Genomic DNA, 16,608 nt, shown 5'->3' with positions numbered 1-16,608 from the left:
ATCCGCTTGCGACAAGCCCCGCTTCGGCGGGGCTTTTCTATTGCTGCCGCCTGCGCTTACAGGTAGCTGCAGACGTAGTCGAGCGTCTCGAGCACTTCGATGTCGAAGCGGCTCTTGCCCGGCACCGAGAACGATTCGCCGGCACCGTAGGTCTGCCATTCGCTGCTGCCGTCGAGCTTCACGCGGCACTTGCCCGCCTGCACTTCCATCAATTCGGGCGCGTCCGTGCCGAAGTTGAGCGCGCACGGCAGGATCACGCCGAGCGTCTTGCGCGTGCCGTCCGGGAAGAGCACGGTATGCGACACGCACTTGCCGTCGAAATAGACGTTCGCGCGCTTGACGACCGATACGTTGTCGAATTGGGTTGCAGTGGTCATGTGATGCCTCTGATTGCTGGATGCCGGATGGCGATGTTGTTGGAGGCCGGCCGGAACGGCGGGCCGGCCGCTATGATACCGGCTCGCGCGGCGTGCGCCGGAACTGCGTGCCCGCCGAGCGAGCGTCGTGCCCTTCAATCGACCGCTGCGCTGCGCACCAGATCGTCAGGATGACTATGCAATGACGGTCGCTGCCGGCAGCTACCAGCTCACCGCAGCCCTTTGCGTCGCGCCGAATCGCGCAGGCAATCCAGCAGCATCGCCGCGGCCGGCGTCAGCGGGCTGTCGCGGCGCGTGACGACCTGCACCGACACCGCCGGCAAACGCTCGCGAATCGGCAGCACCGTCAACTGATCGCGTGCCCACTCGCCCTGAAGCAGTTGCTCGGGCATCGACGCGATCAGGTCGCACCCCGTCATCAGGCTATGCGCGAGCCCGAAGCTCGGGCATTCGACGACGCGCGCCGGCACCGGCAGCCCGTACGCGACGAACGAATTGAACAGTGCCTGCGTCGAGCTTTCCGGCGACGGGTTCATCAGCCAGTCGGCGTCGACGAGATCGGCGAGCGACGTGGCCGACGCGAGCGGATGCCCGTTGCGCGCGACGATCAGCGAACGGCTCGCATAGAGCTCCGCATGATCGAACTCGGCCGCCAGCAGTTCGGGCACGACGACGGCCACCGCGAAATCGAGCGAGCCGTCGTGCAGGCGCGGCAGCGCGACGCCCGGAAACCCTTCGACCAGGTTCACGCGCGCCACCGGAAAGCGGCGCCGGAACGCGCGAAATGCATCGGGCAGGATCGTCACAGCGGCGGCCGGCGTGATCGCCGCCGAGACGGAGCCCGTCATCGCGCCCTGTGCCTGCTCGATGTCGTCGCGTGCGCGCTGCATTTCAGCGACGATCAGCCGCGCGCGCACCTGCAGTTGCTGGCCGAATGCGGTGAGCTGCACGCCGCGCGCAGTACGCACGACGAGCGACACGCCGAGCGCGATCTCCAGTTCCTTGACCGCCTTCGTCAGCGCCGCCGGCGACACGTTCAGGCGGCGCGCGGCCGCGCGAATGCTCCCTTCTTCCGCGACGGTGACGAACGCTTTCAACTGATGGTATTTCATGGCGGCGATGCGTGATCCGTGGAAACCCTGTGCCCGGCCGTGCGCGCCGGTTCAGGGTATTCCCGAGCGGCAACCGGTGGTGTGCACCAAAGCAATTTATCAGCTTCTGGTGAGCAAAAGAAATTTATATGCTGTCTCGTCATATGCACGTCAAACGCCCCACCTGCCCCACAGGAGACACCATGCTGCAAGCCGTGAACCCCGTCATCCCCGGCATCGCCGCGATCGCCCCCGAGCTCGTCGAGGTGCGCCGCCGCATCCATGCGCATCCCGAACTCGCGTTCGAAGAGACGCTCACGAGCGATCTCGTCGCCGAGCTGCTCGCCGGCTGGGGTTACGAAGTGCATCGCGGTATCGGCAAGACGGGCGTCGTCGGCGTGCTGCGCGAAGGGCAAGGCACGCGCACCGTCGGGCTGCGCGCGGATATGGACGCGCTGCCGCTCGCGGAAGCCACGGGCCTGCCGTACGCGAGCCGCCACGCAAACAAGATGCATGCGTGCGGCCACGACGGCCACACCGCGATGCTGCTGTGCGCGGCGCGCCACCTCGCGGCGACGCGCCAGTTCTCCGGCACGCTGAACCTGATCTTCCAGCCGGCCGAGGAAAACTTCGGCGGCGCGAAGGCGATGATGGACGACGGCCTGTTCGACCGCTTCCCGTGCGACGCGATCTTCGCGATCCACAACATGCCGGGCCGCGCGGCCGGCGACATGGCCTTCCGCACCGGCGCCGCGATGGCGTCGGCCGACCGCGTGACGATCACGCTGCGCGGCGTCGGCGGCCACGGCGCGATGCCGCACTTCGCGCGCGATCCGATGTCGGCCGCGGGCAGCATCATGGTCGCGCTGCAGACGATCGTCGCGCGCGAGGTCGATGCGCAACATGCGGCCGTGATCACGGTCGGCAGCGTGCAGGCCGGCGAGACGTTCAACATCATTCCCGAAACCGTCGTGATGAAGCTGTCGGTGCGCGCGCTGAACGCCGACGTGCGCGCGCTGCTCGCGCGCCGCATCGAAGCGCTCGTGAAAGGCCAGGCGGAAAGCTTCGGCGTCACCGCGGAAGTCGACTACGACTACGGCTACCCGGTGCTCGTCAATCACGCGGAACCGACCGCGTTCGCGGCCGACATCGCGCGCCGGATGCTCGGCGCCGAGCGGGTCGAGACCGAAGCCGCGCCGCTGATGGGCAGCGAGGATTTCGCGTTCATGCTCGAAGCGCGCCCCGGCTGCTATGCGTTCATCGGCAACGGGATCGGCAGCAAGGGCGGCTGCATGGTGCACAACCCCGGCTACGACTTCAACGACGACATTCTCGCGATCGGCGCGAGCTACTGGGTTCGCGTCGCCGAAGCCTGGCTCGCGGCCTGACGGCCCTTCATCACGCAGTTTCGCGCTTACCGGGGGAACCCCATGGAAACGTCTGCCCTTCCGTTCGCCGGCACGCCGGCCGATGCACGCGCCGCCGCGAAGAAACGCCGGCTGATCGCGGCCGCCGCCGTCGGCAACGCGCTCGAATTCTACGACTTCACCGTCTACAGCTTCTTCGCAATCCTGATCGGCAAGCTGTTCTTCCCGGTGCATTCGTCGTTCGGGCAGTTGATGCTCGCGGTCGCGAGCTTCGGCGTCGGCTTCGTCACACGGCCGCTCGGCGGGCTCGTGATCGGCATGTACGCCGACCGCGCCGGCCGCAAGAAGGCGATGATCCTGACGCTGCTGCTGATGGCGCTCGGCACCGCAATGATCGCGGTGGCACCGACCTTCGCGCAGATCGGCTTCGCCGCGCCGCTGCTGCTCGTGCTTGCGCGCCTGCTGCAAGGGTTTGCGTCGGGCGGCGAAGTCGGCGCGTCGACGACACTGCTGCTCGAGCAGGCGCCGCAGCATCGTCGCGGCTTCTACGCATCGTTCCAGTTCTCGAGCCAGGGGCTCGCCGCGCTCGCGGGCGCACTCACCGGCGTTGCGCTGACATCGACGCTGAATGCCGCGCAACTCGAAAGCTGGGGCTGGCGCGTGCCGTTCATCATCGGCACGCTGTTCGTGCCGCTCGGCTACTGGCTGCGCCGCACCGTCGAGGAAGTGCCGGCCGCTGCGCCCGCCGCCGCGCACGACGAACCGGTTGCGTCGCTGCCGCTCGCCGACGTGCTGCGCCATCACGGCAAGGCCGTGTTCGCGGGCCTCGGCGTGACGATCGGCGGTACGTCGATCCACTACATCATCGTGTTCTACATGGCGATCTACGGCGTGCAGGTGCTGCACCTGCCGACCTGGCTGTCGATGACGGCCGGCTGCGTCGCCGGCGCGATCCTGATGCTCGTGACGCCGATCGGCGGCCATCTGTCCGACGTCTACGGGCGCAACCGGATCGTCTGGTGGACGCGCATCGTGCTGATGGCCGCGATCTACCCGGCGTTCATCGCGCTGAACCGCTGGCCGGGTGCCACGTCGCTGCTGTCGATCATCGCGGCGCTGTCGATCGTGCACGCAATCAACGTCGGCGCAACAGGAGCGATGCTCGGCGAACTGTTCCCGCGTGCGGTACGCGCGACCGGCGGCGCGCTCGTGTACAGCGTCGGCGTCGCGATCTTCGGCGGCTTCGCGCAGTTCTTCGTCACGTGGCTGATCGCGGCGACCGGCAACCCGAATGCACCCGCGTGGTATGCGATCGGCTGCGGCGTGTTCACGCTGCTCGCGATACGCTGCATGGACGAAAAGGCCGGGAAGTCGCTCGACTGAGCGGCGGCCGATGCGCGGCACGCGATTGACGCGGTGCGCGCGCATCATGCATGATCGCTCCATGCGCCACACCACGACCACTTCTTTGACCACGACGCGCACGACCGCCTTCGGCGGGCTCGTGCGGCGAGTGCGCGCAAGGTCGTAGCGCCACCGATTCCTCACAGGCCCCGCCGGTTCCGGACGGGGTCTTGTCGTTTCTCCGTCCCTGTACCGGTCATTCAGGAGAAACGCGATGTCCGAAGTCCTTTCCCCGCAACGCGCACTGCTCGTCGTCGACATGCAGGTCGGGCTGTTCCATGGCCCGGATCGCCCGCATGACGGCGCGCGCGTGCTCGCCAACATCAATCGGCTGATTGGCCGCGCGCACGACGCCGGCGCGCCCGTGTTCGCGGTGCGCCATACCGGTCCCACCGGTTCGCCGATCGCGCCCGATTCGCCGCTCGCCGCGCTGCTGCCGGAACTCGCGATCGATCCCGCGCGCGACACCGTGTTCGACAAGACCCGCCCGAGCTGCTTCGCGGGCACGCGCCTCGCCGAATGGCTTCGCGCGGCCAACATCGGCGAACTCGTCGTCACCGGCATGAAGACGCAGTACTGCGTCGATACGACTTGTCGCGCCGCCGCCGATCTCGGCTTTCGCGCTGTGCTCGTGACCGACGCGCACACCTGCATGGACACGCCGGCACTGCCGGCCGAGCGGATCGTTGCGCATCACAATGCGACGCTCGATGGCCCGTTCGCGACGCTGATGACGACTGAGGCTTGCTGGTTCTGACCGCCACCAACCGCACGCCGTAAACGCAACAACGCACGGACGACTGCCGCCCGTGCGTTGCTTGGTAGCTGCCCGGCTCAGAACGTATGCATCATCCCCACATACGCCCCCGTCTGCGACTCGCCCGCCAGCGGGCTCGTGCCCGACGTCGCATCGCGCGGCGTCGCGAGCAGCGAGAAGTTCGAGTTGCCGCCGTTGCGTGCATACGCGACCGTGCCGTACAGGAACGTGCGCTTCGACAGGTTGTACGTGGTGCCGAGCACGTACATGATCGCGTGGCCCGACGGATCGTGCGACGCATCGCCGCCGCCGCTGCCGACCTTCACGTAGTACCCGCCGCCCGTCACGGCCCACTGCGGCGTCGCGGTGTAGGTCGCGCCGAGCCAGTAGTGATCCGCGCGATCGGCAACGCCGGCCGGGCTGTCCGGCGCCTGGTAGTGCGTATACGCGCCCTGGATCTTGAACTTCGACACCTTCACGTTCGCGCCGACGAAATACTCGCGCGACGCGGTGAAGATGTTGCTGAACTTGCCGTTGTTGTCGCGCAGTTCGTCGTAGATGCCGCGCACGTCGAGCACCGGCGAGTGGTACGAGATCATGATCCCGTCCGAGCGGCCGAAATCGTCGGCCGCGCCGTAGTTGAAGCCGCGCGACTGGTTGCCGAACGCGTATTGCGCCTGCACGTCGAAGCCGCCGATCACCGGGCTGTGATATTCGATGTTGTTGCTGCTTTGCTGCCAGTTGCGGCCGCGCACGAGCGACGCCGACGAAAACGCCTGCTGGACGAACGGATCGAATTCCCACACGCCGTCGCTGTCGATGAACAGGTTGCGGCCGGCCTGCAGCTGGCCCCATGTGTCGCTCTTCAGCCCGACATACGCGCGCCGCGACCACATGCGGCCGCCGCCGGTCTGGCCGTTCATCACCTGGAACGCGGTTTCGAGGTTGAAGACCGTCGACAGCCCGCCGCCCAGATCCTCGATGCCCTTCAGCCCGAACATGCTGGTGCCCCAGTCGCCGCTTTCCGCGCTCCAGCGCGACTTGCTGCCGTTCGGTGTGGCGATGTGGTTCAGGTATTCGATGCCGCCGTCGACACGGCCGTACAGCGTCACGCTCGTTTGTGCGAAAGCGGCTGCCGGCGTCGCAGCCGCGATCAGCCATGCGAAATGTTTGAGTCGCAAAATGATGCCCCCTCGGAATCTCGACCTTCCAGCGCGCGCCCCATGCGCGCGCCCCGGGCCTGTTTATCCGCGATCGATCGAAAAACGTCCGGGGCCCGCTGCGCAGAGCGCGAGCAGGCCGCCCGTGATCGCGATGTTCTTGTAGAAATGAATCATGTTGTTGATCTGCTCGCCGCCCGTCATCGTCCAGTAGTGGTGGCCGATGATGCCGGTGCCGATCGTATACAGCGCAAGCAGCAGCGCGAGCGGGCGCGTCTGGAAGCCGACGAGGATCGCGATCCCGCCGAACAGCTCCATCGCGACGGAGATCGCGGCGGACATGATCGGCGCGGGTGCGCCTTCCGAACCCATGAACGCGATGGTGCCGGGGAAGTCGATGATCTTCTTCCAGCCGAACATCACGAACAGGATCACGAGCAGGATCCGGGAAAGCAGCAGCAGCACATCGCGCTGGGACGCGAGAAACGGTTGATTCGGTGTCATGGTATCGATCAACGAAAACGATGCGCGGCTGGCGCACCGGATTGCCAATGAACCGGGACGGGCGGCAGCCTGCACCGCCCGCCCCGCTCTGCAACAACCGGCATCGGGGTCCGCCCGATGTGCTGTGCTCCTCCTCTTGTTCGACGCTGCTCTTCTTCGATGTTGCGCTGCTGCGCCGTCGCGCGCCGCGTCAACGCAGCTTCGCGACGTCCTGATCGGTCACCTTCGCGGCCGGATTGCCGAACTGCCCGGTCAGGTAGTTCGTCAGCGCGGCGATCTGCGCATCCGACAGCTCGTGGCGGAACGCCGGCATCCCGACGTCCTCGCTGCCGGCCTTGCGCTGCACGCCGTTCAGGATCACCTGCACGAGGTTGGTCGGATTCGGTGCGCCGACCGTCGAGTTGTGGAACAGCGGCGGGTAATAACCGTCCGGCGTGCCCTTGCCCTGCATCTGGTGGCAGGTCGCGCAGTTGCCGAGGTAGAGCCGCGCCGGATCGATGCCCGACGACGTGAGCGCGACACCGCGCAGCTTCAGGCCGTCCTCGGCCGGCTTGCCCCACGACGAGCGCGACTGCTTCGCGTCGCCGCTGGCGACGGCCGGCACCGTGCGGATGTACGTCGAGATTGCGCCGATGTCGGCTTCCGTCATCTTCGAGAAGCTGTGCTCGATCGCCTCGGCCATCGGGCCGGCCGCCTGCGCGACGCCCGGCACGCTGCCGGTGCGCAGGTACTGGACGAGCTGCTGCTGCGTCCAGCCGCCGATCCCCGCGTTCGGGTCGGACGTGATGTTGTAGCCGTCCCAGCCCGCGAGCACCGAGCCCGACAGGAAACCGCCGCCCGACTCGTCGAGCGACTTCTCCTGCATCGCGATGCCGCGCGGCGTGTGGCACGTGCTGCAGTGCGCGAGGCCCTGCACGAGGTACGCGCCGCGGTTCCACTCGGCACTCTGCGCCGGCTTCGGCTGGTACACGCCATCCTTCAGGAACAGCCAGTTCCAGATCTTCAGCGGCCAGCGCATGCTCAGCAGCGCGGGGATCTCGTTCTTCGGCGGCGCCTGCTTGACCGGTTCGACGCCGTGCATGAAGTACGCATACAGCGCCTGCACGTCGTCGTCGTCGATCTTCGCGTACGACACGTACGGCATCGCCGGGTACAGGTTGTCGCCGTTCTTCGACACGCCATGACGTACCGCGCGCTCGAAATCGTCGAACGTCCAGTTGCCGATGCCCGTATCGGGATCGGGCGTGATGTTGCTCGTGTAGATCTTGCCGAGCAGCGGCACGGGCATCCCGAGGCCGCCCGCGAACGGCTTGCCGCCCTTCGCGGTGTGGCACGCCATGCAGTCGCCCGCGATCGCGAGGTATTCGCCGCGCTTGACCTGCGCCGGATCGGCCGCGTCGGCCGCGCGCGCGAGACCCGGCAGCGCGAGGCAGCCGGCGAGGAGGAAGGTGAGAGTAGATTTCCGCACGGTCAGACTTCCTTCTTCAGCGTGTCCGACATCCGCAGCGCGAGCGCCGCGATCGTCAGCGTCACGTTCACCGTACCGACGGTCGGCATCGTCGAGCTGCTCGATATGAACAGGTTCGGATGGTCGAACGTGCGGCAGTCCTTGTCGACGACCGAGTCGCGTGCATCCGCGCCCATGATCGTCGCGCCCGTGATGTGGTTGTTCGGCGCGAACTCGTCGTTGAAGACGACTTCGGTGCCGCCCAGCACCTTCGCGGCCGTCGCGTAGACCTCGCGCGTGTGCACGGCGCCGCGCTTCACGTAGTCGTCGATCGCGTACGTGATCTCGGGGCGCGGGATGCCGATCGCGTCGGTGGCCGTCTTGCTCGGCACGATGCGGTTCTCGGGTTGCGGCAGGATTTCGTGGAAGCAGTCGAACTGCACGTAGCGCGCGGAACGGTCGCGAATCTGCGCGTCGAGCTCCTCGGGCTTCATCAGCTTGCCGCCCTTGAAGATCTTCTGCGTCTCCTGGTTGATGCGCGACATGTTCGACAGGTGGATCTTCTTCGCGGCTTCGGTCGCGCGGAACGGGCCGTCGCGGAAACCGATCAGCGACGTCATCTCCTGCGGGCCGCGGCCCGGCCACAGCTTCTCGTTCGCGTAGAACGACACGCCGGTGCCCGGGTGGTCCATCAGGTTGCGGCCGACCATGTCGGAGCTGTTCGCGACGCCGTTCGGGAAATCGCGGTTCGCCGACATCAACAGGATCTTCGGCGTCTCGATGCCGTTCGCGGCCACCACGAAGTACTTGCCTTCGACGCGATGGTCGGCGCCCGACTTGTCCTTGTAGACCGCCGCGGTAATGCGCTTGTCCGGCCCGGTCTCGAGCTTGTAGACGACCGCGTTCTCGATCAGCTTCGCGCCGGCCTGCTCGGCCTTCTCGACGTGCACGATCCCGTTGTACATCGCGCCGATCGGGCAGATCGGCATGCAATTGTTGTTCCCGCAACAGGTTGGCCGGCCGTCGTACGGGCGGCTGTTGCGCGCGACCGGCTCGGTCACCACGTGGAACTTCGGGTCATAACCGTTGAGCGCGCTCTTGATCGTCTGCTCGTTGAACGACAACGGCAGCGGCGGCATCGGGTACGGCTCCTTGCGCGGCGAGTACAGGTCTTCCTCGGGGCCCGGGCCCCACACGCCGAGTTCTTCCTCCGCGCGCTGGTAGTAATGCTCGAGGTCATCGTACTGGATCGGCCAGTCGCGGCCGACGCCGTACACGGTCTTCATCTTGAAGTCGTTCGGGATGAAGCGCCACGCCGACGCGGCCCAGTGCCACGTCGTGCCGCCCACCGCGCGGATGTACTGCGAGTTGAACTTGTGCTCGCCCTTCAGGACCAGGTAGTCGTTCGGCGGGCCGTATTCCGGATGCGGCGCCCACGGGCTCGACGGGTACGGCGCCATGAAATCGGTCTTGTCGAGCTGGTTGCGAAAGCGCTCGACGATTTCCCAGCGCGGCATGCGCGGGCCGGCTTCCAGCAGGATCACCGACTTGCCCGCCATCGCGAGCTGGTGTGCCACGATCGCGCCTGCGACACCCGAGCCGACGACGACGACGTCGGCCTTTTGCGTATCGGTATCGGCCATCAGGCTTGCCTCTCGATCGGTTTGTCGGCCCAGAAGCCGGGTTTGTTGGGGCAATACGAAGGGATCACGAGCGTATCGGATACGACGCTGAACATTAATGCTTCTTCGTAGGTAATCACGACGTTGTCGACGATGCCGAGATACCACGCTTCAAGAATCTTCAGCGCGAGCGCTTCCTGATCGGGATTCAGCGAGCCGGACACGAGTGCGCCGGCGAGTTGCGGCAGGCTGTCGGCCGTCTTGAACGAGCCCTTCTGCAATGCCTGCAGGAAGCGCTGGCCGAGCACGCGACTCAGCCCTTTCTTGCCGGTCAATGCTTCGGAGAGCGTCATGAACGTATCGAGCGGCGCGGTGCCGGGATCGTCGGCCAGGGCCCGCAACGCCAGCGAGCCCGTGAGGCCCGCCGCCGTCAGCGCCAGTGCGCCCTGCAGCCATTGACGCCGCGTGATGCCGGTTGCGGCTGCGTCGCCATCGCGACGCGAGTGGGGGGTGTTGTCGTTGTGCATGTTTCCTTCTCTCGAACACCGGATTCGGGAAAACCACGCTTGATATTTCTCAAACATTGGCGCGGACCTGAAATGTACGCGCACAAATCGGATCGAACAATCTTTTTATAGTCCATTAAATGTTCCGCAATCCGAGACAATCGACATTTCGCTTCATTTTTGTGTCGTCGACGCGACAAATCTGCGGCGGACGCACCGGTGTCGCATGCCGGCGACACACTGCGACTGCGCGCGACGATGCGTGCGCATGACCGTCGGTTAGAATCGCGTGCAATCAAACAGAAAGCTTCCCTCCGAGGGCAATCGAGCGATGAAGCAGTACGACAAAGACAACAAAGCGAAGCGAACCAACCACACCACTCGGCTGCTCTGGCGCATCGGCGCCGTCGCGGCGCTCGGCGGTGCCGCGGCCCTGTCGCTGCATGCGCTCGCAGCGCGTACGGTGAGCGTGTCGCCGCAAGGTACCGTCACCGAAGTCCGGCAGACCGTCGTCAAGTTCGACGAACCGATGGTCGCGTTCGGCTCGGCGTCCGCGCCGAATCCCGCGCGCGTGACCTGCAACGATTCGACTGCCGCACGCGGCCAGGGTCACTGGCTCGACGACAAGACCTGGGTTTACGACTTCGAAAACGACCTGCCGCCCGGCGTGCGCTGCTCGGTCGCGCTCAACGACACGCTGCGTTCGGTCGCCGGCAACGCGGCCAGCGGCCCGCGACGCTTCACGTTCCAGACGGGCGGCCCGTTCCCGGTGAACGTGCGCCCCGGCTCGCGCGAGATCGAGGAACGGCAGGTCTTCGTGCTGAAGCTGAACGGCCCGGCCGAACCGCGCTCGGCGCTCGCGAACATCTGGTGCGAAGCGGCCGGCATCGGCAACCGCATTCCCGTCACGGCTGCCGACGACGATACGCGCAACGCGCTGCTCGACCATTTCGGGCTGAAGAAGGAAGCCGCGCGCGTGCTGACGCTGTCGTGCTCGCAGGCGCTGCCGGCAAGCGCGAAGATGCAGCTCGTATACGGCAAGGGTGTCGCGAGCCCGAGCGGCATCGCGAACGAAACCGAACGGCGCTTCGATTTCACCGTGCGCGCGCCGTTCGCCGCGAGCTTCTCGTGCGAACGCGAGAACGCAAAGGCGCCCTGCACGCCGCTGCGCCCGCTCACGCTGTCGTTCAATGCGCCGATCTCGCGCAAGAACGCCGACGCGATCAAGCTGCGCGGCCCCGACGGTTCGCTGTCGCCGACCTTCGCGGCCGACGACCACAGCGAGGAAGTGACGACCGTCACGTTCAACCCGCCGCTGCCCGCGCAGGCCGGCCTGACGATCGAACTGCCGTCGGGCCTGCGCGACGTGACCGACCGCGCGCTGTCCAACGCCGACCTGTTCCCGCTGGCGACGCGCACCGCGCCGATGCCACCGCTCGCGAAATTCTCGTCGGGCACCTTCGGGATCGTCGAGCGCTTCGCCGAACCCGATACGCCCGCGCTCGTGCCGGTCACGCTGCGCAACGTCGAGGCCGACCTGCATATCGCCGGCCTCAACGCGGGCGGCGCGCAATTCGCGAACCTGAAGGTCGAGAACGACACCGCGATCCGCCAGTGGATGCGCACCGTCGACCGCTTCGACAACTGGTCGATGACGGCCGGCTCGATCGACAGCCAGATTCCCGGCCTGCTCCAACGCAAGGGCCAGCACCCCGTCTACGTGCCGCTCGAAGCCGGCGAAAAGCAACCCGCGCCGCAGAACCGCCGCATCGACGTGCGCTCGCTGTCGCTGCTCAAGGGCGAGCCCGGCGCGCAGGCGCTGACGCTGCCGCAGGCCGACCCGAAGACGCTGCGCCCGTTCGAGATCGTCGGCGTGCCGATCGACAAGCCGGGCTTCTACGTGCTCGAACTCGCGTCGCCCGCGCTCGGCCGCTCGCTGCTCGCGAAGCCGTCGAGCATGTACGTGCGCACCACCGTGCTCGTCACGAACCTCGGCGTGCACCTGAAACAGGGCCGCGAGAACAACCTCGTGTGGGTCACGACGCTCGACAAGGGCAAGCCCGTGCCGAACGCGCAGATCCGCGTGTCGGACTGCAACGGCGATGAAATCGCGGCCGGCAAGACCGATGCGCAGGGCCTGCTGAAGATCGACGGGCAGTTCGAACCGAAGCACGAATGCCGCTCGTCCGAGCGCTTCGACGACTACTTCGTGTCGGCACGCGTCGACGACCCGAAGACGGGCCCCGACATGGCGTTCGTCAGCTCGGGCTGGAACCGCGGGATCGAATCGTGGCGCTTCAACGTGCCGACCGACACCGACAGCGCGCCGACCGTGCGCGCACATACGGTGTTCGACCGCACGCTGCTGCGCGCGGGCGAAACCGTGTCGATGAAGCATTTCATCCGGTCCGAGACGCTGCAGAGCCTCGCGTTCCCGTCGCAGTACCCGACGCGCGTGACGATCCGCCATCTCGGCACGGGCCAGACATACAAGCTGCCGCTCACGTGGGCCGCCGATCACAGCGCGGACTCGCAGTTCACGCTGCCGCCCGCCGCGAAGCTCGGCGAATACAGCGTCGAGCTCGAAGGCGGCCCGGAAGACGCGCCGACCGCCACCTATTACAGCGGCAGCTTCCGCGTCGAGGCGTTCCGCCTGCCGGTGCTGAAGGGATCGATCGGGGCGCGCGATGCGCAGAAGAGCCCGCTCGTCGCCGTGAAGGAAGCGCCGCTCGCGGTGCAGATCGACTACGTGTCGGGCGGCGGTGCATCGAACCTGCCGGTGCAGGTGTCGGCGCTGATGAAATGGGCGTCGCCGCCGTTCGCGGATCGCTTCGAGGACTTCAGCTTCACGCCGTATCGCCCCGACAAGAGCGACGGCAACGCCGACGACGATTCGCAGGACGGCGACAACGCATCGTCGTCGAACAACGATCCCGACGCGACGAAGCTGATCGCCGACAAGCTGCCGCTGACGCTCGACCGCAACGGCGCGGGCTCGGTCACGCTCAAGGGCCTACCCGACGTCGACGCGCCGAAGCGCATCGCACTCGAAGCGACGTTCGCGGACCCGAACGGCGAAGTGCAGACGATCCGCGGCGACACGATCCTGTGGCCGGCCGCGGTGGTGACCGGCATCAAGGCCGGCCGCTGGGTGTCGGTCGGCCAGCGCGTGCCCGTGCAGGCGCTCGCGGTCGACCTGCAGGGCAAGCCGCGCGCATCGGTGCCGATCGAGATCAAGGGCGTCGCGCACATCACGACGTCGTCGCGCAAGCGGATGGTCGGCGGCTTCTATGCGTACGACAACAAGAGCGACACGCGCGACCTCGGCGTGCTGTGCTCGGGCAAGACCGACGACAAGGGCCGCATGGCCTGCGACGCGACGCTCGAACAGGCCGGCAACATTCAGCTGATCGCGGTCGCGAAGGACGGCGACGGCCGCACGTCGAACGCATCGACGTCGGTCTGGGTCACGCGCGAGGACGAACTCTGGTTCGGCGGCGACAACACCGACCGGATCGACGTGATCCCGGAGAAGACCTCGTACGAACCGGGCGAAACGGCCCGCTTCCAGGTGCGGATGCCGTTCCGCTACGCGACCGCGCTCGTCGCGGTCGAGCGCGGCGGCGTGATGGAAACGCACATCGTCGAGCTGAACGGCAAGAACCCGACCGTCGACCTGAAGGTCGGCGAATCGTGGGGGCCGAACGTCTACGTGTCGGTGCTCGCGCTGCGCGGCCGGATTCGCGAAGTGCCGTGGTACTCGTTCTTCACGTGGGGCTGGAAAGCTCCGGTCGAATGGGCGCGCGCGTTCTGGCGCGAAGGCCGCCATTATGAAGCGCCGACCGCGTTCGTCGACCTGTCGAAGCCCGCATTCCGCTACGGCCTCGGCGAGATCAAGGTCGGCACGGGCGTCCACCGTCTCGGCGTGACCGTGACGACCGACGCGACGCGCTACACGGTGCGCAGCAAGGCGCAGGCGCACGTGAAGGTCACGCTGCCGAACGGCCAGCCCGCGCCGGCCGGCACGCAGATCGCGGTCGCGGCCGTCGACGAGGCGCTGCTCGAACTGATGCCGAACAACAGCTGGGACCTGCTCGACGCGATGCTGCGACGGCGCGCGTACGGCATCGAGACGGCCACCGCGCAGATGGAAATCGTCGGCCGCCGCCACTTCGGCCGCAAGGCCGTGCCGGCCGGCGGCGGCGGCGGCAGCGCGCCGACGCGCGAGCTGTTCGACACGCTGCTGCTGTGGAATCCGCGCGTGGCGCTCGACGCGAACGGCAGCGCGACCGTCGACGTGCCGCTGAACGACGCGCTCACGCGCTTCCGGATCGTCGCGATCGCGGCGGTCGGCCCCGACCGTTTCGGCACCGGCAGCACGTCGATCCGCAGCACGCAGGATCTGCAACTGATCTCCGGCCTGCCGCCGCTCGTGCGCGAAGGCGACGCGTTCCGCGCGCAGGTCACGCTGCGCAACACGACCGACCGCGCGATGCAGGTCGTCGTGACGCCGCGCGTGACGGGCCTCGACGTCGCGCCGCAAACCGTGTCGCTCGCGGCCAATACGGCGACCGAGGTCGCGTGGACGATCACCGTGCCCGAGCAGGCGCTCGACGCGGCCGGCGCGCTGAACTGGCGCATCGAGGCGGCCGAGCAAGGCGGCAAGCGCGCGGCCGACGCGCTGGCGGTCGCGCAGAAGGTCGTGCCCGCACTGCCGGTAACCGTGCAGCAGGCGACGCTCGCGCAGGTCGACGGCACGCTGACGGTGCCCGTGTCGGCACCGGCCGGCGCCGCGAGCAACGCACAGGGCGCGCCGCGCGGCGGCATCGCGGTGTCGCTGCAGTCGAAGCTCGCCGACGGCCTGCCCGGCGTGCGGCGCTGGTTCGAGCGCTATCCGTACCGCTGCCTCGAACAACAGGCGTCGCGCGCGATCGGCCTGCGCGACCCCGCGCAATGGCAGGCGCTGGTCGCGCGCATGCCCGTCTATCTCGACAGCGACGGGCTCGCGAGCTACTTCCCGCCGCCGTCCGACAATTCGCACTACGGCAGCCCGACGCTGTCGTCGTACCTGCTCGTGCTGTCCGACGAGGCGAGCCGTGCCGACCCGCGCTTTGCGCTGCCGGAGGACCTGCGCACGCAGCTCGAAGCCGGGCTCGCGCGCTTCGTCGATGGCCGCCTCGAGCGCAACGCGTGGGCGCCGCGCCAGGATCGCGACCTGCGCAAGCTCGCCGCGATCGAGGCGCTGTCGCGCTACGGTGCTGCACAAGGCCGCATGCTCGGTTCGATCGAGATCGCGCCGAACCAGTGGCCGACGTCGGCGGTGATCGACTATCACGCGATCCTGACGCGCGTGAAGGACATCCCGCAACGCGACGAGAAACGCGCGCAGGTCGAACAGATCCTGCGGGCACGCCTCACGTACCAGGGCACGCAACTCGTGTTCTCGACCGCGCGCGACGACGACCTGTGGTGGCTGATGACCAGCAACGAGACCAACGCCGCGCGTCTCGCGATGGAATTCGCGGGCGACCCGGCGTGGAAGGACGAGATGCCGCGCGTCACGGCCGGCCTGCTCGCGCTGCAGCGCCAGGGCGCATGGCAGACGACGACGTCGAACGCACTCGGGCTGCTCGCGGTCGAGCGCTTCTCGCGCACCTACGAGAGCACGCCCGTCTCCGGCGCGACGAAGGTCGCGCTCGGCGGCGCCGAACGCTCGATTTCGTGGTCGCAGGCGCCGGCCCCCGCCGACACGCCGGCGTCGGCCACCGCCGCGACCCGCGCCGCCGCCGCGCGCAGCGTGCTGATGCCGTGGCCGCGCGCGTCGCAGGCGCCGGCCACGCTGTCCGTCACGCAGGAAGGCACGGGTCGCCCGTGGGCGACGGTCGAGAGTCTCGCGGCCGTGCCGCTGCGCGCGCCGTTCGCGGCGGGCTACCGGATCACGAAGACCGTCACGCCGGTGTCGCCCGCCGTCAAGGGCGTGCTGACGCGCGGCGACGTCGTGCGCGTGCATCTCGACATCGATGCGCAGAGCGACATGACGTGGGTCGTCGTCAACGATCCGATCCCGTCCGGCGCGACGATCCTCGGTTCGGGCCTCGGCCGAGACTCCGAAGCCGCGACGCAAGGCGAGAAGACGCCGGACGGCGCGTGGCCGGCGTTCATCGAACGCGATTTCGACGGCTACCGCGCGTACTACGACTATTTGCCGAAGGGCAAATTCTCGGTCGAGTACACGGTGCGGCTGAACAACGTCGGCACGTTCGGATTGCCGCCGACGCGCGTCGAGGCGCTGTACGCGCCGTCCGTGTACGGCCTGTGGCCGAACCCGCCGATGACCGTGAAGCCGGCCGACGCGGGCAAGCAGTGAGCGCGT

At 67.6% G+C, this 16,608-nt stretch carries 11 protein-coding genes; 4 read left to right on the top strand and 7 right to left on the bottom strand.

Going from position 1 to position 16,608, the window contains the following annotated elements; genetic code table 11:
- Nucleotides 1–56: 56 nt before the first annotated feature.
- Together ppnP and ABD05_RS27275 are read right to left on the bottom strand one after the other, a co-directional pair.
- The gene (ppnP, locus tag ABD05_RS27280) at nt 57–377 is read right to left on the bottom strand and encodes a pyrimidine/purine nucleoside phosphorylase (RefSeq protein WP_047903077.1); all 321 of its coding nucleotides are present in this window, start codon (nt 375–377) and stop codon (nt 57–59) included.
- A 209-nt stretch (nt 378–586) separates the two neighbouring features.
- A complete protein-coding gene (locus ABD05_RS27275; protein WP_047903076.1) occupies nt 587–1,489 on the bottom strand; it encodes a LysR substrate-binding domain-containing protein in 903 nt (300 codons plus the stop codon).
- Nucleotides 1,490–1,671: 182 nt separating this feature from the next.
- On the opposite strand from ABD05_RS27275, the gene ABD05_RS27270 reads away from it, so the two are divergent.
- The 3 genes from ABD05_RS27270 (at nt 1,672) to ABD05_RS27260 (ending at nt 4,996) form a co-directional block, all read left to right on the top strand.
- Complete coding sequence (locus ABD05_RS27270; RefSeq protein WP_047903075.1) at nt 1,672–2,856, top strand: M20 aminoacylase family protein; 1,185 nt, start codon at nt 1,672–1,674, stop codon at nt 2,854–2,856.
- A gap of 42 nt (nt 2,857–2,898) precedes the next feature.
- Nucleotides 2,899–4,218, top strand: coding sequence for an MFS transporter (locus ABD05_RS27265; RefSeq protein ID WP_047903074.1), 1,320 nt, complete (start codon nt 2,899–2,901; stop codon nt 4,216–4,218).
- 235 nt (nt 4,219–4,453) lie between these two features.
- Entirely contained in the window at nt 4,454–4,996 is a 543-nt protein-coding gene (locus tag ABD05_RS27260; protein WP_047903073.1) for a cysteine hydrolase family protein, read from the top strand.
- A gap of 77 nt (nt 4,997–5,073) precedes the next feature.
- Here ABD05_RS27260 and ABD05_RS27255 read toward each other — a convergent pair whose 3' ends face one another.
- From ABD05_RS27255 to ABD05_RS27235, 5 genes are all read right to left on the bottom strand, one after another.
- The gene (locus tag ABD05_RS27255) at nt 5,074–6,177 is read right to left on the bottom strand and encodes a porin (RefSeq protein ID WP_047903072.1); all 1,104 of its coding nucleotides are present in this window, start codon (nt 6,175–6,177) and stop codon (nt 5,074–5,076) included.
- A gap of 63 nt (nt 6,178–6,240) precedes the next feature.
- Nucleotides 6,241–6,660 carry a DoxX family protein gene (locus ABD05_RS27250; RefSeq protein ID WP_047903071.1) on the bottom strand — a complete coding sequence of 140 codons (420 nt, stop codon included), beginning with the start codon at nt 6,658–6,660 and terminating at the stop codon, nt 6,241–6,243.
- 190 nt (nt 6,661–6,850) lie between these two features.
- Nucleotides 6,851–8,128, bottom strand: a complete 1,278-nt coding sequence (locus tag ABD05_RS27245) for a c-type cytochrome (RefSeq protein WP_047903070.1) — start codon at nt 8,126–8,128, stop codon at nt 6,851–6,853.
- Nucleotides 8,129–8,130: 2 nt separating this feature from the next.
- On the bottom strand, nt 8,131–9,750 hold the full coding sequence (locus ABD05_RS27240) for a GMC family oxidoreductase (RefSeq protein ID WP_047903069.1): 1,620 nt from the start codon (nt 9,748–9,750) through the stop codon (nt 8,131–8,133).
- A complete protein-coding gene (locus ABD05_RS27235; protein ID WP_047903068.1) occupies nt 9,750–10,256 on the bottom strand; it encodes a sugar dehydrogenase complex small subunit in 507 nt (168 codons plus the stop codon). The genes ABD05_RS27240 and ABD05_RS27235 overlap by 1 nt, the downstream gene beginning before the upstream one ends.
- A 310-nt stretch (nt 10,257–10,566) precedes the next feature.
- Here ABD05_RS27235 and ABD05_RS27230 point away from each other — a divergent pair, with 310 nt between their 5' ends.
- Complete coding sequence (locus ABD05_RS27230) at nt 10,567–16,602, top strand: alpha-2-macroglobulin family protein (RefSeq protein WP_047903067.1); 6,036 nt, start codon at nt 10,567–10,569, stop codon at nt 16,600–16,602.
- Nucleotides 16,603–16,608: the final 6 nt, after the last annotated feature.

It is taken from the genome of Burkholderia pyrrocinia, from assembly GCF_001028665.1.
Taxonomy (GTDB): domain Bacteria; phylum Pseudomonadota; class Gammaproteobacteria; order Burkholderiales; family Burkholderiaceae; genus Burkholderia; species Burkholderia pyrrocinia.
This window is presented reverse-complemented; position numbering and strand designations above follow the sequence as displayed.